Origin of the sequence: uncultured Bacteroides sp. (assembly GCF_905207245.1) — a bacterium.
Classification (GTDB): Bacteria; Bacteroidota; Bacteroidia; order Bacteroidales; family Bacteroidaceae; genus Bacteroides.
The window spans coordinates 1-20556 of record NZ_CAJLKP010000095.1 but is presented as its reverse complement, the minus strand read 5'-3'; the positions used below and the strand labels follow the sequence as shown (position 1 = coordinate 20556).

Below are 20556 nucleotides of genomic sequence, written 5' to 3'. Positions count from 1 at the left end.
CCAACAGCCAGCGTGCCTTGCAGGGAGCATCGCCCTACCTGGCGAATGCAGACCTCACCTACTCACCAAGCTTTAGCGAAGAACGGCAGCTCAGCATTGCCCTGCTCTACAACCTGCAAGGCCCGCGCATCCACTCCGTAGGTATCTCCGGACTGGGAGACATCAAACAACAACCTGTACATACGCTGAACTTCACAGGCAGTTACCGCTTCAACAAGCGCCTCACGGTGAAGTTACAAGTCAACGACCTCCTGAACCAGGATATCCTTTTCAAGCAGGAAGTGCCCACCACCGGAGAGAAGGTGGAAGTGGAACGCTTCAGGAAAGGTACAGGATTTGAAGTCGGCTTCAGCTACAACCTGTAAAGAGTCATTAAGAAGCGAACATAATAACAACAATCATATTATCTCTTATTTTATCATTTCAAACAATTAAATTATGAGAACAATTAATTGGAAATTCATGAGTCTCGCCCTCACGGCAAGCCTGACCTTATTCACCGCGTGTACCGATAACGAACCCGACACTGGCGGCGGCGATGAAGACAACAAGTATGAACTGACGAAAGACATCGAAAGCAATACGGAACTGGAAGCAGGAAAAACTTATACTTTGAGCGGCGGCATACACGTAAAGAACGGAGCCACCCTGAAAATCCCCGCAGGTGTCACCATCGTTGCCAAACATGACGACGTAGTGGACTACATCCTCGTAGAACAAGGCGCCAAAATTGATGCTCAGGGAACGGCCGGCAATCCCATCATCATGACTTCTGAAAAGAAAGAACCGGGAGCCTGGGGGGGTATCCACCTTTGCGGATATGCACACACCAATGCCGAAGGCGGAACAGGCAGTTCCGAAATAGGAGGCGCAACTTACGGCGGCAACAATGATGCCGACAACTCCGGAACGTTGCGCTACGTCCGCGTAGAATACACCGGCTATGCCTTCGATGAAGAGCACGAGGCCAACGGTATCACCTTCTACGGCGTAGGTAACGGCACAACCGTAGAATATTGCCAAGCCTACATGGGCTCGGACGACGGTTTCGAATGGTTCGGCGGCTCCGTAAACGTGAAGTATCTGGTATCTACCGATTGTAGCGATGACTCCTTCGACTGGACCGAAGGATGGAACGGCAAAGCCCAGTTCCTCGTTGCCTACCAAAGTCCCAAAGACGAACTGGAATACGACTGCGACTGCCTGATGGAGTGCGACAACAACGGCAAGAGCTTCGGCGCAACGCCCGTGGCCTGCCCCACACTTGCCAACCTGACACTGATAGGCAACGGCGAAGCGCAACAAGGCATCCGCCTGCGTGCCGGAACAAAAGCCAAAATCTACAACGCCATCGTGAAGGGCAAAGGCAAATGTCTCACCACCGAAACCACAGAGACAGAAAACAGTCTGATGGACGGCAGCTCCGAACTACAATACATCACCCTTGCCACCGACATCAATTGTAAAGAAGGCATATACTCCTCCACCGAGTTCGTCAAAGACGGCAACCACAACACCATCAATTACAGCTTTTCATTCAGCGATCACTACGTAGGCACTATCGAAGGCGGCAAGAACCTCAGCGGCGACAGCTTTTTCACCACAGCCGCCTACCAAGGCGCAGTACCCGCCAACAACGACTGGACACAGGGCTGGACTTTGAAAAGCGGTGTTGCAGGCGAAGCCCCCGAAGAACTGAAAGGTGAAGTGACCAACAGCACAACCCTGGCAGCCGGAAAGACTTACTACCTGACCGGAGAATATAAGATTAAGAACGGAGCAACCCTCACCATCGAACCGGGTGTAACCATCATCGCCAAGCACGATGACATTGTGGACTACATCCTCGTGGAACAAGGTGCCAAAATAGATGCACAGGGAACTGCCGATAAGCCCATCATTATGACTTCCGAAAAGAAAGAAGCCGGAGCCTGGGGCGGTATCCACATCTGCGGATATGCGCATACCAATGCAGCCGGAGGCACAGGTAGCTCGGAAATAGGCGGTGCCGTTTACGGTGGCAACAACGATAGCGACAACTCCGGTACATTGAGATACATCCGCATTGAGTACAGCGGATATGCTTTCGACGAAGAACACGAAGCCAACGGTTTCACCTTCTACGGCGTGGGCAACGGCACTACGGTAGAATATTGCCAGGCCTATATGGGCTCGGACGATGGTTTTGAATTCTTCGGCGGCTCGGTGAACGTGAAGTATTGCGTATCCACCAATTGCAGCGACGACTCTTTCGACTGGACCGAAGGCTGGAACGGTAAAGCCCAGTTCCTCGTTGCCTACCAGGAATCAGCCGAAACACTGGGATACGATTGCGACTGTCTGCTGGAATGTGACAACAACGGAACCAACTTTGCCGCAAGCCCGGTGGCACACCCCATCCTTGCCAACCTGACACTGATAGGCAACGGTGGCAGCAAACAAGGTGTACGCCTGCGTGCCGGGACCCAGGTGAAACTTTACAACACGCTCATCACCGGCAAAGGATTACCTCTGAGCGTAGAGACTGCTGAAACAGAGAATGCCCTGAAAGACGGCATCTCCAAAATAGAATATGTAGCCATCAGTGGAACAGTCTCTTCCAAAGAAGGCATCTACACCAACAATATGTTTACAACTGCAACAGGCAATCTTGCTTCACAAACCTTCACTTGGGAGAACCTCTACGAAGGTACGCTCGATGGCGGCAAAGACCTCAGTGCCGACAGCTTCTTCACCAAAGCCGAATATAAAGGCGCAGTGAAGGCAGGCGACACCTGGACCAATGGTAACTGGCTCAAACAATAATACACAGGAAACACACATCACTCTTGAAGAGAGCTACGGGCTACGAGTGGCTGCACATTGTGTGCCGAAATCCACTTGTAGCCCGCAACTCGTAGCTTGTAGCTCGTAACTTGTAACTCGTAACTTGTAACTCTTAGCCTTTCTTCTTCTGTTCCTTCTTCAACTCCCGCACCTGGAAACTAAACAAATCCAGATTCTTATAGATACGTTTCATGAAACTGCCCGCCGCCTTGAAGCAAATGCGCGATATGCGCACTTTGTCCGCCGTGCAGTCCTCCACCCGTTCCACTGGTTCGCTGGTGATGGCGGGAAAGAAGTTGCCCAATCCGCGGATGTTTACCGTACGCCCACTGGCAAGGAAGTCGGCAATAATGTCCGGCAACTGTACCAACACGGACTGTGCATCGCCCACCTGCAACGAACTGATTTCGGCCAGTCGTTTTGCAATCTCCTCGTTGCTCACCGGTTCCGGCTGTAACACCTTCGAAGCAGCATAGTAGCGCACCACTTCTTCACCCTTACTCTTGTCCACCTTCTTGCGGACTACATAATTCATTGTCATGTCTTTCTTCTTTTTCTTTATTATTAATTTATTATCAATGCTTTAAGTCATACGCACCTATACCTAACAGCCATCACACCTATGCTTGACAGCCCGCACATAAGGACTTAACATATATCACTTTAGGATTGAATACCGAAAACACCCGGATGTTTTACCCTAAAACATGGGGATGTTTTCACCCAAAACACCCGGATGTTTTACCCCAAAACATGGGGATGTTTTTTGGGAAAAGATGGGGATATTATGACCTTTCAAAGTAGGACTCAAAGGTACTAAGTCCTAATGAGAAATGCAATGAATAAGTATGCTTTGTGAGTATAGAGTATATAGCCGACAGAGTCTTTAGTAACAAAGCCTGATTGTTGACTCAGGAATTAACAGAAATCCTGCAAACTGCGATTGTTATCAGTATGCAGGATTTTTCGCATATATATAAAAGAGTTTTTTACTCCTTCAGTATTGTCTTCCGGAAGTCATCTCCTGATGGTGACTGGAACACGTGCAGGTCGAACTCGGAAATAATAGCCAGCAGATGGTCGAAGACATCAGACTGCAAGTCCTCGTAAGGTATCCAGGATGTGGTTGAAGAAAAGAAGTAAAGTTCTAACGGAATGCCATGGTCGGTAGGCTGAAGTTGACGCACCATGCAGGTCATATCATGATTTACGCCGGGGTGACTTTTCAGATAACAGTTCAGATAAGCACGGAAGACACCAAGATTCGTCTGACGGCGACCGTTCACAAGGATGGAGTTATCAATGTGGTGCTCCTTGTTATACTCCTTTATCACTTCTTCCGTCTGTTCCACATAGTCCGTCAGGAGTTGTATCTTACGATATTTAGCCAGCATTTCGGGGGTACAGAACTTCACGCTGTTCATATCGATGTTGATGGAACGCTTGATGCGGCGTCCGCCACTCTCCTGCATGCCGCGCCAGTTCTGGAAAGAGTCGCTCACGAGCAGGTAAGGGGGAATGGTAGTGATGGTCTTGTCGAAGTTGCGCACCTTCACCGTGTTTAGTGATACTTCTATTACATCACCATCTGCACCATACTTGGGCATGGTAATCCAGTCACCCACTTTCAGCATATTATTGGCAGAGAGTTGCACACCGGAGACGAAGCCCATGATACTGTCTTTAAATACCAGCATCAACACAGCCGCCGAAGCTCCCAGACCGGTGAGCAATACACCGGGCGAACGGTCTATCAGTATGCTGACAACGATGATACCGCCAATAAAGTAGATAATGACCTGTGCCGTCTGCAAAAGTCCTTTCAGAGGTCGGTCGCGGAACTGTTCCTTCTCACTGTAAACGGTATAAACTGCTGTAAGCAGGGCGCTGATAAAGCTGAGGAACATGATAATGATGAAGATAAGGCAGAAGCGCTGAATAAGCACAAGCGTTGCCGACTCCGCATCGGAGAATGCCAGAGGAATCAGGATATAAATAAGAATAGGCGCCACCATACGGCTTAGATGCACCATGACCTTACGGTCGAAAACGATGTCATCCCAAGTGGCCTTAGTTTGTTTTACCAAACGCGAAACAACTTTCAACAGTAGTTTCCGGCAAACGGCATCTGCCAAATAAGCCACCAGGAGTACTCCCAGAAAAGCTATAAATTGGTCTAACTGATCGGCCAATGACTGGCTGAAACCTAATGTCTGAAGTCCTTCATTGATTTGTTGTACAATACTCATGATACTAAGGGTTTATTTATTAATAATAGAGGAGGAATTCTTTTGTGCATTCCGGAAAGCTGTCACAACCTCGCATACGGCACTTTCCGCACAATCCTCCTTTACTTCTCTTTTTCCAGAAAGTCTCTTATGTCTTCTTTCAACCACTGATACAAGTAAAGGTTCTTATATCCGCTATTCTTTTTCAGCATCAGGCTGACGTTGACCTGGCTGTTCTCATAGCTGGTCAACTCGTTATGGAACTGTACGTTGTGGGAGGCCAGGCGCTTAATTTCCTGTTCGCGCTCGCGGCGCAGCACGGTGCAGACGGGAATGAGAAGTTTCATCACAACGCTGTCCATGAGGTGGTGTCCCTGTATGTAGAGGTAAGCTGTATCAGGGTTCAGCCCCAGCCTGTCCAGCTCTGTGGTCAGACTGTCCACAGATTTTATATACTGCGGGAAGCGCTTACGCAGTTCGGAGAGTTTTGCCGAAACGGCACGTTGCACAGGTTCCAGCGTCCGTTCGGGGTGATGCACATTGACTTCTTGCAAGCGCGTGCAGGCGTTGAAGTCGTACATCGGGAAAGTGGATGTATCGCGCCTGCGGTAGAAGAAAACATTCCACAGGAAAAGCGGATAAACAATCTGCGAATAGCTTTTCAGGAAAGCAGGGAAGTCTATCAGTTTACGGTCATTCAGCGTGGCTTGCACACAGACTTCATGCAGGCTTTCGGCATAGCAATGGAAGTTCTCGATGGCATAGGCATACGTCTGGAATATATAGGGACTACTGTTTATCTTATGGGAAACGCTCGTCTTGCCTTGCAACAGGAAATCGTAGTCACTATCCACACAGGCTATCAGGCTTTTGCCCAGTTCGGCAGTGTTCAGCGTATTCATCAACACCATTTTCTTCCCTTTCGCAAGGGAAGTAGCCGAAGGCAGCATCACTTGGAAATAATATTCATCTGTCTCAAACTCCGCCAGCAACGTTCGCCAGAAAGCTACATCGTCGTAACTTTCCACATAAGCCACAATGCGCCGCCGGGCTTTTTTAGGATAGAGCTTATTGGCAGCATTGAAGTAGGCGGAGGTAAGATTATGTTTTAAAGAAGTAGCCACTTTTTTAGTTATTAGTTATAACTGAAGAAATTTCATCAACTTCCGTCACCGCATCCAGCCAGCCTTCCATGATGACGGCGGGGGAATGGGTGGTAAGTATCAGTTGCACGTTGGGATTCAGTTCGCGTATCATGCTGATGAGCTTCTGTTGCCACTCGATGTGCAGGGAGGCTTCGGGCTCGTCCATGAAGAGGACACAGTGGGCATCATCACGCACCAGTACGGTGAGAAGAATGATAAGCATCTGTTTCTCACCGGAGGAAAGCTTATAAGGCAAGAGGCGTTCGCCATCCTGATAGAAAATGATTTCGTTGCTGCGGCGGTCTATGGTCTTGCGGGTGTAGCTGAACAACTGGTCCATCATGTCCTGGAACTTCCGTTTAGGGATGGATAGGGAGGAAGCTTGTGCACGCTGTTCTTCATCACCGGAGAGAAGTTCTATCATCTTATTGCCGATGTTGACCTGATAGTCGAGGTAACGACGTTGCAAGAGGTAGAGTTGCCAGTCGAGATAAGACTTGACATTCGGGTCGGCCATGCGGGCAGTGAAGTCGCCCATTATCAAGGGGCGGTCGTAGCTGCGAATGACGTCATAAGGGATGTAAGTGGCATCGGGACGGTCGAAAGTGATACGTACACCTTCTATTTCACCGTTCTTTATCTCGCCCGAAAGTTCTTCCAGATAATGGACGGAACGGTTAAGGATGGTAGTCTTCCCTACTCCATTGATGCCGGAAAGAATGTTGACATCGGGACGCAGATTCCAGGCTATGTTATAACGGTCCCACAACCCGTGTATCTCGATTCGCTGGATGTAATTGGCTTGTTGTTCCATAGTTCTTACTTTTAATCAGAAACAAATATACGTGATAATCTCTGATTTCCACGCCCTCCGGATAGAAAATTCACTCTTCGACAAGCAAATCTATGCAAAAACGAGCGCCATCCCTATAGGAGGTATCAAGATAAATGGAGCCGCCCAGACGGCTTCGTAAGACGACATTGGTAAAGGTTCCAGAGATACTATCAAAATACAAAGTAATTGTGAGGATATACTTAACTGCAATAAGAAGCCTCTCAATGACTTCACCACAAATATATAAAACCGAAAAGACTTCCTTGTTTCAAAAAATAGTTGTTCTTTTGCATCCTCAAAAGCGAAAAGAGTATGAACAAGAATGTACAAGGGCACATATTCGCCCTGACTGCCAATATTTTATGGGGACTAATGGCTCCTATCGGCAAATCTGCACTTATGGAGTTTTCGGCCTTGTCGGTAACTACGTTCCGTATGGTGGGCGCAGCGGCCTGTTTCTGGCTATTGTCGGCTTTCTGTAAACGCGAACATGTGGATCATCGGGATATGCTGAAGATATTCTTTGCATCACTCTTTGCCCTGGTATTCAACCAAGGGGTTTATATCTTCGGGCTCTCAATGACTTCGCCCATTGATGCATCCATCGTGACGACGACTCTGCCCATCGTAACCATGATAATAGCGGCTATTTATCTAAAAGAGCCGGTTACAAATCTGAAAGTGCTGGGTATCTTTGTGGGTGCCATGGGAGCTCTGATACTTATTATGAGTAGCCAGACTGCGGGTGGTGGTAACAGCAGTATTATCGGGGATTTGCTTTGTCTGGTTGCACAAATCAGCTTTTCCATTTATCTGACTGTATTCAAAGGCTTGTCACAGAAATACTCACCTGTCACGCTGAATAAGTGGATGTTCGTGTATGCATCCATGTGTTATATCCCGTTCTCTTATCATGATGTGGCAAGTATTCAGTGGGCGGAAATCTCTACGGCTGCATTCGTGCAAGTGGGGTATGTGGTTGTGGGAGGTAGTTTCCTTGCTTATATCTTTATTATGACCGCCCAAAGACTGATGCGACCGACAGTAGTAAGTATGTATAACTACATGCAACCTATCGTGGCCTCCATTGCCGCCATTATCATGGGACTGGGAGTATTCGGTTGGGAAAAAGGAGCTGCTATCGCCCTGGTGTTCCTTGGAGTATATATCGTAACGAAGAGTAAATCGAAGGCGGACTTTGAAAAGGCGGGGAAAGAGGTGTGAAGTAGCTACAAGTGACAAGCTACAAGCTACGAGTGCCATTCGGTATGATTGCGCAGCACTTGTAGCTTGTAGCTTATGTAGCTCGTAGCTTATATAGCTTGTAGCTAACTCTTTCTCAGTTCTCCGAAATACGTATCAAGAAGACTTTTCGCTGCCACAAAGGAGGTGAGTTTGCCTTGCAAGACTTGTTGTTCCTTGTCTGTCAACATCGCCTCTATAGCAGGATTATGATAGAAACTATCACGTAAACGTTCGTTGATGCTTTCGTACATCCAGTATTTGCTTTGCTCATTACGGCGGTAGTCAAAGTAACCATTCTCTTTCACAAAGACAATGTAGTCATAAATCATATCCCAGATTTCCTTCACTCCCAAGTTATAAAAACCGGAATAGGTCATCACCTGCGGCGTCCATCCTGATTCAGGAGCAGGGAACAGATGCAATGCATTGCGGAATTGCGTTGCAGCCAGTTTGGCACGATCCAGATTGTCACCGTCAGCCTTATTGATGACGATACCGTCCGCCATCTCCATAATGCCGCGTTTGATGCCTTGCAGTTCATCGCCCGTACCTGCCAATTGGATAAGCAGGAAGAAATCGACCATAGAGTGTACTGCCGTCTCGCTTTGTCCCACACCTACAGTCTCTACAAATATCTTATCGAAGCCTGCCGCCTCACAAAGAATAATCGTCTCACGCGTCTTGCGAGCCACACCACCAAGAGAACCTGCCGATGGGCTGGGGCGAATGAAAGAACTGGGATGAACGGAAAGCTGCTCCATACGCGTCTTATCTCCCAGGATACTGCCTTTGCTACGTTCGCTACTGGGGTCGATGGCAAGTACCGCCAGTTTACCGGCATATTTCTCTAATACATGCAGACCGAAAACATCGATGGAAGTACTCTTTCCAGCTCCCGGCACACCACTGATGCCTACACGGACAGAATTTCCCGAATAAGGCAGACACTTCTCAATAACTTCTTGCGCCACCGCCTGATGCTCGGGTTTCACACTTTCCACCAGAGTCACCGCCTGGCTCAGAATGGTTACATCCCCTTTTATGATACCTTCCACAAACTCTGCTACTGAAAGCTGACGTTTCTTCGGTTTCAGACGACGATAGGGATTGACAGATGAAGGTTGCTCAATGCCTGCATTGACAACCAGTCCTTTATAGGATTCATTGTTTTCAGGATGTTCCATCATGATTTATGATTTTAGTTTTTTGCCTTAATATTAATCTCCACTTTCGGCTGAGTCGGGTCATTCGTTATCATCAGAATGCGCAGGTGCCGTTTTTTCTTGGCTATATTTTTCTTATCCACTGTCACACGCAAACGGGTAGTTTCTCCCGGCTGCAACACACTCTTCTTCAAACCTACCCCCAAAGCGGGATTAAACACTTGCAATTTACTGATTTGCAATGGAGAACGTCCGGCATTGGTGAGTTGTATATCATGTTTCACCTTATTCTTCTTTGCCAGCAAAGCACTCAGGTCTATATCTGTTTCCGAAAGACGGATAACGGGAGCATTAGCCATATCTGAGACAGAAAGACCGGAAAAGTCGGGTAATAGGATAGCAGAAAGCGGTATCTCGTTTTCGTCACTCACCTTATCACCTGTGAAACGGGAAAGATAAACGGACGACTGAGTCAATCCGAGATCTATCAACTTCTCTGTGTTAAGAGTCAAGGTAATAAGACCTCTCTCACCTTTTTGAAGCACATTGGGTTCTACCTCCATGTCCAGATAAGAAGGCAGGTGCATCAGCACGGGTTCGTATGAACGGTCCGACTGGTTCACCACACCGATACGTATCACAGGTTTCTCACCACGGTGGGTATCAGGGAAATCTATTTCGTTCTTGTCAATGCGTATCTGACCAATCAGATAAGGGTAGGCATTCGTAAAGTCTTTTATCTCACGCACCACCTCACCCGTGAAGTGCAGGTAAGCCAGATTAGGCTCTGCATTCGTGTAAACGGCTACGGACTTGTCAAAGTGTCCCAATGCTTTCGCATCAAAGTCCACAGTGATAGTACCTTTATCGCCGGGGGCAATGGGTGTCTGCGTCCATTGGGCTACGGAACAAGCACAGGAAGGGTCTACGTCGGTAAGCACCAGAGGCTGGTCGCCCGTGTTGGTGATGACGTACTGCACGCTGACGGGGTGTTTCCATTCTACCTGTCCGAAGCTATGCGTTTCTTTATTGGACGAAAAGCGCGGTTGTGCCGTGGCAGTAAGTGCTACGGCAGCAAGCGCGTATATACATATCAGGGTTCGTTTCATTCGTTTCTCTTTTTTAGGATGCACAAAAGTAGGTGTTTTAAATGAGAGTTCCTAAAAGCCTGTTTTAAAATTTCTTGTATTATATACAGATACGCGGGGTTCTTTTCATATTTTGAAAAGAACCCCGCGCTTCTATGTCTCTGTATGCAATACTATTCTACATCAACTTTCATGGATGCCGAATGAGCGGCATATTCGGGTGCATAAGCACATTGTATGGTTGCCAGTCCGGCTTCATACTGGCCGCTACGGGCAACGCGATAACTATATTCCAGCACATATACGCCTTTACTCAAACTGTCGAAGAAGAAATTAGTGGAAGCGTCTTCAATCTCCACATAATAACCTGTTCTGCCATTCCAGCGATAACCGGAAACGGAGTTCATCGGTTCGAAGCAAGCGCCGCGTTGGTCTTTCAACTGAACGAAGTCCATAGCACGGTCGAGGCGTATCGTCAGGCGGGAAACTACTTTATCACCTACATTCAGACGGGTGGAAGCAGTAACCGGCTTCAATTCTGCCTTTCCGCCGGGCAAGGTGCGCTCTACGTAGAGTTTCTTTTCTACTGCCAGTTCGCCTCCCTGTTGTTTCACGTCGGAAATCGGAGAGAGGTATTGTGCATAGACTGCGCCCCAGGCAATGCCTGCATCCCGTTTTTCCACCGTAATGGATTTGGCACGCAATTCAGGGCTGCCTTGTGCAAAGCTCTCCTTGATATATCCCAAACCGGGAACGGTGGTTTTGGCAGGGCTGTATGTTTCCAGTACTTTATTGCCAAGCACAATGCGTACATCACCACGGGATGCCAACAGATCGCTGCCCTGGCAGAGCAATGCATAAATGGCATCGGCTGTTGCCACTGACGAATTCCAGCTTGTAGTTTGTTTCTGTTTCAACAACCAGAGTTTCATTTCTTCTACCAGTGCATCGTTGCCACCTGCCATACGCAGGGCTTCCATTACCTCTACATGAACAGAAATTGGCTGAGTTCCCCAAAGGAAGGGCTTTTCATTGAAAGCAAAGTAAGCCCCCCGCTCATCTGTCTGCACCAGATACTCTTTGATGGAGGCAATGAATTGGTTTGCCTCGGACGTACGACCTGCCTTTTGCAGAATGATGGCAGACTGCGCTTTAATGCCCATAGCATTTGAGCCCAAATTCTTGCCGACCCTGGAAAGGAAGTAGCGGTAAGCAACTTCATTGGCAGCGGGAACTTTCTCACCGGAGATAGCTATCAGATAGAGATATTGCATAGCCGGGTATGAAAGGGCAGTTATCCTGGCACCATTCTTTTCAGCTTTACGGATATTCTTGTATTCTTCCAATGCCTGCTGATGCAAATAGTTGAAAGCATTCTGCTGCATGGAAAGGGCATCATTGGAATTCTTGGCTCCGGTGAGCAAAGGCAGGCGAACGAGAAGTTCGGTTATATACCCCGTCATGCTACGGCTGCCGGGCATGCCTTTGTACCAACTCCAGGCACCATCGGTCTCTTGCAGTTCCTTCAACTTGGTAAGAGCGGTTATATTTCCATTTGCCAGATTATTGAGGTCGAACAGGGTGGCGATGCGTGCCTGTTGTTCGGCTTCTGTGGTGGCTTCCATCAGCCACGGACTTTCTTCAAGAAGGATATTCTTCACATCCTGGTTCTTCTGCAACTGGCTGAAGAAAGTTTCTTTCTTGCCCCCCTGCATACGCCAGCTATCGAATACGGCTTTGATGCGCGGCTGACTGTTGGCAATATAAGAAGCAAGGGAATTTGCATACCAGGCGGCAGCCCAGGCTGTGGCATTGTCAGTGCGAGGCTGGCTCAACGTAGGCAATGCCTGAACGGCATACCAGGCAGGGTTACCGGTAAACTCTACTGTCAGGCGGCGGTCGGTAGCCGTACGGCTGTTATAATTGAACAAGCTATCCAGAGAGAAAGTACGGGTTTCTTCACCACGTATCGGCATGGCAAGGGTTTCGGTAATATATTCCTTATTGCTCAATACTGGCAATAAGTGTTGCTCACCGTCACTGAATGTACCGCCATCAGCAATCATGCGGACACCTAAAAAGTCGTACTTGTCTGTCACGGTAAAACGGAAAGTTACAGGAACGGTCTTTCCTGCTTCCACAGTGAAAGACTGACTCTGTGTGGAAATCACTTTCTCCGTCATCGGGTCGAAGAGGATGAATTTAGTAGTTCCTTTCAAAGCTTTGCCTGTCAGATTACTTACAGTCGCGGCAATACTCGTCTTATCCCCCACCCGCACGAAACGTGGCATGTTGGGCGACAGCATAAATTCTTTGGACGTTACGGCAGAAGCATCCAACGTACCCGTGAGCATGCCTTTCGTATGGGAATATCCACGGAAATTCCAGCGCGTCAGGCTTTGCGGCATAGTGAAGGAGAAAGAGATTTCACCTTGCTTATTGGTACGGAGTTGCGGATAGAAGAAAGCTGTTTCGGCAAAGTTAGTACGAAGTTCGGCAGTGGAAGCTCCGCCTGTAGCCATTTCGGGCGCTTCCATCGCTTTTTCAAAAAGCGCATGTTCCTCAAGAACCGCGTCATCATCCGCAACAACCATATCCGCCGAGTTCTTTGCCATAGCCCTGCTCTGAACAGTTGCCATCCCTCGTACAGAACCTGTCAAAACAGATTTCGGTGCAACCCCATATCCCATCACTACTGCCTCCGTAAGCGCCGCTTGAGTATCATAGAAACGGTCATATATCATCATAGGCACTTTCCAATTCTTCATCGGGAAAGTACAGGAGTAATACAGCCAATTTGTATATCCTTCACGCCAACTGATACTGGGTATATAACGGGAATAATCTACAAAGAAGCTCTGGCGATTAGGATATATCTTATCCAGAGAGGCATCATACATGATAGCAAGCATTTCGGCAGCAGCCGGAGTGCCTTGCGGAGTCTTTATTGTCAAATGCCATTCTTCTTCCTGTCCGGGACGTAGCTTATCACGGAAAACATCCCATTTCATTGTCAGCTTCTTGTCCGGCAAACGTTTTCTTAAGATTACGGATTTCGAATAAACATTGCCATCCTTGACGAAAGTGAAGAGATATTCTATTCCATCACCATACGCATCCAAATAAGGAACATCGAAACGTACTATGGAGTCGGACAACTGAAGTATCTTGCTATCCAGACGCTGTTTACCACTAAATATATCCAGCATCACATAAGCGTCTTTATAGGAAGTCCCAAAGCAGAACTGTGCCGGATGTCCGGTGTCAAACTCTTCATTGCGAGCATAAAACCAAACGTCGGACTTCACCACAGGACGATTATCATCATAAGAGAAAAGTACGATTTCCTTTTCAAAGTCCACGTTTCTACCCTGATCGTCTTTAGCTTTCAGTTGCAGTTCATATTCACCGGAAGGTAAATTCTTCCATTCCGGCAACAAAGTTGCTACATTAGAATCAAAATTACCACTGATGCGAACCAACGAATCTCCGTTCACTACCTGCACCAGTCGATAATCTCCTTTCAGAGCTACCGGTTCTCCGTTAAGATTCTTCGCATAGAAAGTGAGGTGAATACTATCATCCTTGCAGATACGGTCTTCGTCATCAACAGAGAGAACCACCGAACGGCTACCTGCCGCCAATGACGTCATGGCTGTTTGCGTTTCACCCGCCTGGTTCGTGACGGTTGCTTCTATCCGATAGGTATAATACATATTCTTATTATCTTCATTCTCATCACCTTTCAGACGAACAGGGATGATGAACTCTCCGTCATCGCCTATGGTTACGTTACCGGACGCGATAGGCGTTCCCCCATTTCCATATCCCCGCCACCACGAATAAATATTCCGGGTAACTGTATAGTTCAATTCCAGTCCCTGCAAAGGCACACCACTAAATGAACTTGCCTTACCTTTCACTTGTACACTGTCTCCTACCTGATAGGATGCTTTCTGAGAATCAAATACAATATCGAAGGTCGGACGTTTATATTCTTCCACTTGTATGTTCGCCCAACCTTCTCTCTCACCACGGAAAGCCTCTATGATATAGTTTCCATTCAGACAGGCTGTGGGAAGCATAAACTCAGTTGTAAATGAGCCAAATTCATTGGTACGCAGTTCTTTCCGGGAAATCTCCCTGCGGTTTACATCACGTAGCACCACTTCATAAACCATATTCGGGATAACATCAGCCGTATCACCCTTTTGAGTATAAGCTATACCTTTTACATAAACAGCTTGTCCGGGACGATATAAAGAACGGTCAGTCAGTAACTTCAAGTTATTAACGGGTTTTTCAATACCATCTCCCCAACTCACAAAAGAACCGGAGGACACACGTTGAAGAGGCATTGACTGGTCTGCTCCTTTTCTGGCAACCAGAGAACGAATTCTTGAATCCGATTTATACATTACTTTACCGGATGCATCTGTTTTCTTCCGTTCCACTTCTTTGTTATCCTTTCCTATATAATAGGTAGAATAGAAAATGACTTCGGCATCAGCAACAGGATTGCCGGTTTCGGCATCCAGTACCACTACTTCATTATTATTTCCAGACAGGGCCATCGTCAGCACCTTGAACCGGGTAAGGTAAATGAAGTTTTCCGAACTCTTCCCTTCTTTAGCATCAGGCACAATCTGCAATACATAAATACCCGGTTCATCAGGCAGCAAGACGCGGCACGTACTGGAAGCCAACTGGTAGTCTTTCGAGGGTGTCAAAGGCAAGTGCTCCGTCTTTACTTTACGAGTATATTTCTTGTAGAAATCAGAGTTAATCTCCGGAATATCAGAAACAGATTCCGTCAGAGTGGTACGATACAGGTTGACCGTAAAACCATCCAGATTCTTATGAGTAACCCGCAATGACAAGGAATCACCGGGATACATAATTTTATTTGTATTCAAAGTCAACTGGGGCTGCAAGATATTTTCCTTCAAATCGCGCAACGCCGAAATGCGTTTGTAATCGGGATACAGTCTGACAGCCTCATCACAAAGCTGCAAAGCTTTCTGATTTTGCTGTTCATTGCGATAGTAACGCGCCTTAGCCAGATAGACTTCTGCACAAACATCACGCTTGGCATAATCTTTAATAATACGATCCAGCGCACGCAGGTATTGGTTCGGAGCATCACTCTCTCCTTCTTTTAAAGCACGGGGACGAAGCAATACATCTTCCCTCTGATTGCGCCACTTCATGTAGTCCAACATGGTCAATACGGCTGCATCCTCCCGATCCGGCATCTTCCGGTAGGTATGAATCATCTGCCCGTAAATGTCCATGATTTTACTTTTCACAAGTGTATCCGTATCAAAGTCTGACACGTTTTGTAAAGCTTCAATGGATCGCGACGCCAGCAAATGATACATATCATGGTGATAATACTCACTTGCATCTCCCAAAACTACAAAAGGAACGTAACTGCGTGAGGATGTTTTCAGCAGCTCAACCGAGTCTTTCAGAGCCTCACCGGTATATTTCATAACCTGTTGCATAAACAAGTTACCGCTCCACTCACGGATATCCTTCGGCAAGGCATCTCCTTCCAAATCGAGCGAAGTACGTTTTCGTAATTCCCAACGGTTACCGGCCGCATAATCGGCATAGATATTAGCTACCAGCGAATTGAGCACGGCACGGCTAACTGTATTCTCTTCCAACTTAGCCCATTGCTCTAATCCTTGCAGATTGACATAGAAACTATCAGGCGTCAACATATCCTGATTAGCTCTCCGGCACATATAGGCTTTCAACATCTGCGGGGTATTTTTTTCTTTCTCCCCCTTCCGGAATATCTCATCCGTCAGTTTAATTACGGTTTGTGGCAGGCTCTTCTGTTGTGCCTGCTCCACTTGTTTCCACAACTTATCAAACGACTGCGCATGCAGCACGGGCATACAACCCAGGAATGCCGCTAGCAGCACTAAACTACAAATTCTTTGAATTCTTTCCATGGATACTATTCTGTTAGTCTTTGTACTAACAACAAAGGAAAGGAATAAAGTTTAAACAAATGCTGTTTTTTATATAAAAAACCTTTCAGAAGGATATAAAAAGAGCGAGGAATACGTTTCTGGACGTACTCCTCGCTCCATAAAGTCTAGTTAAAATGCTTTCTTACTTCTTTAGGGTATACCCCATCATTAACATCTCGTTCCGACCTACTTCGGCGAGAATGTTTCTCCATGTTTTAAAAATCTTTTTTTTCATAACCTTAAAAATTAAACTAATACCTAAAAATCAAAATCTAAATACACACAATCTAAAAGGGGGTTAGTAAATAGTTGAGTAACCCCAAACATGCTTATCAGCTTCGCTGATGTGCTTAAAAATTTTCTTTAACATTTTCATTTTGTTATCCTCCTTTAAAAAACTTGTTATCCTATTGATTATATGTTTTACAACACAAAAATAAGACCTTTGTTCAAGACAACAAGTGATAATAGACGAAAAAGCATGTTTTATAACATATTTCTTGATCTATATCAAAAATAAGAAGATCAGACAAGGAAATAGAAGAAGAAAGAATGGCAGGAAACGGTAAGAATGGCAAGATAAGAGACAAGGTGGCAGAAAAAAGACTATTCTCCACAAAGTAGTTGTGCTATTAAATAAGAAATGTGCCCCGAAAGGCACATTTCATTTAGATTATTGATTTAACATCCATGTAAACTACAGTCTTTTTACAGACTGTAGTTTAAGGAGATCAAGTTTCAATTAGTTAACCGGGTCAACTGCAATCTTAACATATCCAGTTACTGTACCCCACTTATAGCTTACAGTTACAGGAACCCACATGTAGTAAGTTTCCAGCAAAGTAGACATGTTAGTCTTATAGTTCAATACCCAATCACTGTCTGTTGAAGAAGCAGCAGTAGTAGTACCCTTAACGGTCAACTTGGTATAATCAGGCAGCATAACCTTATTTGCCACAGCCTGAGCCAAAGTTGTAATCGAGTTATCCGGTGCATAGTCACCTGCGGCATTCTTCTTCAAGTTAGTATAGATCTTACTGTTATCCAGCAAACCATTAGTGTTGACAAACATTGCAGGTGAGAAGTATTCAACGGCGTAGAACTCTTCCAGATTAGTAGTTTTAGCACCATCAATTACAACGGCTTTATTTCTCCAGTCAGTCAAAGCAATGATATCAGTTAACTTCAAGTCATCACCCATATCTTGAGCATCCTTGAAGCTCTTAACAGCAGCTTCTGCCAAAGTCAATGGTCTTGAGAAGTTTACATCAAACTTCTTAACCAAGATATCTTCAGACAAGCCTTCTGCAATCAGGTTAAGATTAGTGATCTTCAGTGCACCAGTGCTCAGTAATGATTTAACTGTTGCATTTTCAACCAACTCAATAGTCTGACCAGTTGCTGTCGGAGCACTAAGTTTAGCAACTTCCACACCACCAACATATACAATCAGACGATCATCAGTTGTCTTGTCGAAGGTTACGGCACCAGCGCTTGAACCATCAGCTTTCAGAACCTTAGTATCAGCAGTAAATCTGTACTTAGTCTGTACACAGTCATAGTCACCTGCAGTCGGTGCAGCCGGGTTGAATGTCAAATCAAGAACCTTGTTTGTAGTCTTGAACAATGAGTTCAACTCAGACTTGAAGATACATTCATTAGGAGTATAACCTGTTTCAGGAGCATTTACATTCAATTCGGCCGTATTCTCATTTGACCAATAAATTGTGGTACGCGGTGCAGTAATAGTCGGCAATACGATAACAACCTTAGCAGTTACATAAATATCCTTATAAGCAACTGTTTCACTTCCAGTAGTAAAATGCAACTCAATTTCATACTCACCAGGAAGTAATGTGTTATCTAATGCATAATATACATAATTATTTTGGCTAGTTGCAGAGCCGTTAATAAATAAAGTATTAACACCAATATTAAGTCCGGTATAAGCAACCCCGTCTTTTGTAAACTTCGGAACATATGCCGAATTATACGTATTAACAAATTGACTCTTGCTCATACCCAATTTATTGAATACCGGGTCAAAATCAAAAGCAAGTTTATTATCAACTACTTCATTAACCGGAGAATAATTCTGGTTATTGTATGAATGATAGGTTTGATTTGCTATACCTACTAACGGTTGACATCCTAAAGTCTTAGTACCCAAGTCATATGTCGGATAATTCAATGTACCCTGAACCATATTAATAACTTTCATCTTCAACAACTTAGTCATAACCAAAGTTGTGCCGATATACATCTGAACTTTAACAACCGGTTCGCGATTGATGGCTGCAGTTATTTCCTGATCGAATGAAACTACACCATCTTCCAGTTTCAAGTATCTGGTAGTCTGGTCAACTTCAGCTTGTTTGAAGCTTTCTAAAGTAAATTTGAAAGTAGGAGCATCAAAGTTCAAATCCTCCAACAAATACTGACTCTTCTTCGATGTGAAGCCAGTAGATGTCATAAATTCACGAGCGATACCCTCTACATATTCATTCAAGTCAGTAGTACCAGCAAAAGGAACATCCAAAAGAACAGGTATATTTGCTAAATAAGATTGTACATTAGCTTCTGCTTTAGTATACATCTGAGACAATTCTTTCAAATTAGGAGTGTCCAATGTCTTTTCACCAGCAGCAGTTCTATCAGCTTCCGGAGTTACGATATATGACTTAGTAACATTCAAAGCAATAGCCGTTTCTTCCTGAGGAACAACCATTCTGGCAACAGCTACATAGGGAGCATCAACAGAACTACCATTGATGTTAGCTTCATCTTCATTCTTGTTAGAAACACGAAGAGATGCAGTGTTTGCAGCCAAAATATCATCACTATAAGGAGATTCCTCAACTACACCTGCAGGGTTATTGAAGTCATGTTTGCTAGTACCAGCAGGAACGTTAGCATATACACTTGGATTATTCCATGCAGATTCAACGTTTGTAGAATACAAAGCAAAGTCTTTTGCATTAGCTTTTACAGTCAAAGCACCAGTCTTGCTTGAAGTAATCTTGCCTAAATTCAATGTCGTAGCAGCAGCTCTTGTCATGGCCTTGTACCAAGTACTTTGCATTGTAAATCCTACAACTTCATAGTTGCTCGGATCTACAGAGCCCGGATTTACTTGATAATCAAAGTTTGCCCAACCATCAACCAAAGTTGTTGCGAATTTCGTGTTAGCCAAGTTGTATTCATAAACAGCGGCGCTTTTGGTAGAGTTGTAATCAGTACCGATAACAGGTAAGAATACGATATCTCCCAATTCGTCACTCTTTACAGAAGGAATATAAGTTAATGAAGATACAAACAAAGCAGAATATTTATTTAAAGCTAAATCACCATATTCCTTACCGCTAGCATCTTTCAGTCCTTTAATGATGTATTGGCTATCTGTTTCAGCTACAGTGATTGTGCTTTTAGTTACCCAAGAAGAGTTTGTGTTTTCTCTTGTTGTTTTTCCATCAGCAATAGTCACCTTGATCCAGAAACCATCTTCACTGCCAGTTGTACCCGGTTCATAATAAATGGTAGGTGCATTTGCTCCAGAGGTAGAGTCACCTTTAGATGGTTTACCGGTATCTTTACCGTCAATCCACCAATTTCCATTCTCACCAATTTCCACAACAGAACCGGCAGTACCATTCTCTCCATTGGTCAGTTCAAAAGAAGTATTATTACTTAATGTTACAGTGACGCCTTTATCCGTCTTAGTAACGCCAGTAATAACAGAGCCGCCGTTAACCAAGGCATTGATTTTATCAATGGCCGTTTTGTTGGCATCAATCTGCCCCTGCAAGTTACTAATGTCGTCATCGTAGTCCTTGCAAGACGTAAACGTTCCTGTAAAGCCTACCATTAAAGCTCCAAACAGGATTGCACTTAGAATTTTTTTGTTCATAATAAAAAACTTTAAATTTATAAATTTAAAAAATAAAGAATAATAAAAGTTCATACGTTAATCTTCGCCGTTTTTGGACCGTTACTTTATAGGTAATAAAATCTCGTTAAATCCGTTAACATTCAAAGAATT

11 protein-coding genes and 2 pseudogenes are annotated in these 20556 nt (G+C 45.3%); 5 read left to right on the top strand and 8 right to left on the bottom strand.

Annotated elements, in window-relative coordinates:
- The 3 genes and pseudogenes from QZ135_RS21405 to QZ135_RS21395 all read left to right on the top strand — a co-directional run.
- Nucleotides 1-365 (top strand): annotated as a pseudogene (locus QZ135_RS21405) (TonB-dependent receptor); the annotation flags it as partial.
- Nucleotides 366-438: 73 nt separating this feature from the next.
- Nucleotides 439-1659, top strand: a pseudogene (locus QZ135_RS21400) (hypothetical protein); the annotation flags it as partial.
- On the top strand, nt 1660-2805 hold the full coding sequence (locus tag QZ135_RS21395) for a hypothetical protein (protein ID WP_294614302.1): 1146 nt from the start codon (nt 1660-1662) through the stop codon (nt 2803-2805).
- Between the two features lie 133 nt (nt 2806-2938).
- Here QZ135_RS21395 and QZ135_RS21390 read toward each other — a convergent pair whose 3' ends face one another.
- The 4 genes from QZ135_RS21390 to QZ135_RS21375 form a co-directional block, all read right to left on the bottom strand.
- Nucleotides 2939-3367 carry an HU family DNA-binding protein gene (locus QZ135_RS21390; RefSeq protein ID WP_294614293.1) on the bottom strand — a complete coding sequence of 143 codons (429 nt, stop codon included), beginning with the start codon at nt 3365-3367 and terminating at the stop codon, nt 2939-2941.
- 448 nt (nt 3368-3815) lie between these two features.
- Nucleotides 3816-5075, bottom strand: coding sequence for a mechanosensitive ion channel domain-containing protein (locus QZ135_RS21385; protein WP_294614290.1), 1260 nt, complete (start codon nt 5073-5075; stop codon nt 3816-3818).
- A gap of 101 nt (nt 5076-5176) precedes the next feature.
- Nucleotides 5177-6178 (bottom strand): DUF4435 domain-containing protein, encoded by a 1002-nt coding sequence (locus tag QZ135_RS21380; RefSeq protein ID WP_294614288.1) that lies wholly within the window; start codon nt 6176-6178, stop codon nt 5177-5179.
- 4 nt (nt 6179-6182) lie between these two features.
- Nucleotides 6183-7013 (bottom strand): ATP-binding protein, encoded by an 831-nt coding sequence (locus QZ135_RS21375; protein ID WP_294614285.1) that lies wholly within the window; start codon nt 7011-7013, stop codon nt 6183-6185.
- A gap of 31 nt (nt 7014-7044) precedes the next feature.
- Here QZ135_RS21375 and QZ135_RS21370 point away from each other — a divergent pair, with 31 nt between their 5' ends.
- Both QZ135_RS21370 and QZ135_RS21365 read left to right on the top strand, forming a co-directional pair.
- Nucleotides 7045-7173 (top strand): hypothetical protein, encoded by a 129-nt coding sequence (locus QZ135_RS21370; protein WP_294614282.1) that lies wholly within the window; start codon nt 7045-7047, stop codon nt 7171-7173.
- A 173-nt stretch (nt 7174-7346) separates the two neighbouring features.
- Nucleotides 7347-8258: a DMT family transporter gene (locus tag QZ135_RS21365; protein ID WP_009131745.1), complete on the top strand. Its 912-nt coding sequence runs from the start codon at nt 7347-7349 to the stop codon at nt 8256-8258.
- Between the two features lie 104 nt (nt 8259-8362).
- On the opposite strand, the gene meaB is transcribed toward QZ135_RS21365, so the two are convergent.
- The 4 genes from meaB to QZ135_RS21345 form a co-directional block, all read right to left on the bottom strand.
- Nucleotides 8363-9463, bottom strand: coding sequence for a methylmalonyl Co-A mutase-associated GTPase MeaB (meaB, locus tag QZ135_RS21360; RefSeq protein WP_294614299.1), 1101 nt, complete (start codon nt 9461-9463; stop codon nt 8363-8365).
- 14 nt (nt 9464-9477) lie between these two features.
- Complete coding sequence (locus tag QZ135_RS21355; protein ID WP_294614277.1) at nt 9478-10551, bottom strand: DUF1573 domain-containing protein; 1074 nt, start codon at nt 10549-10551, stop codon at nt 9478-9480.
- 152 nt (nt 10552-10703) lie between these two features.
- Nucleotides 10704-16496, bottom strand: coding sequence for an alpha-2-macroglobulin family protein (locus QZ135_RS21350; protein ID WP_294614275.1), 5793 nt, complete (start codon nt 16494-16496; stop codon nt 10704-10706).
- Nucleotides 16497-17259: 763 nt separating this feature from the next.
- The gene (locus QZ135_RS21345; protein WP_294614272.1) at nt 17260-20478 is read right to left on the bottom strand and encodes a PL29 family lyase N-terminal domain-containing protein; all 3219 of its coding nucleotides are present in this window, start codon (nt 20476-20478) and stop codon (nt 17260-17262) included.
- Between the last annotated feature and the right edge of the window lie 78 nt (nt 20479-20556).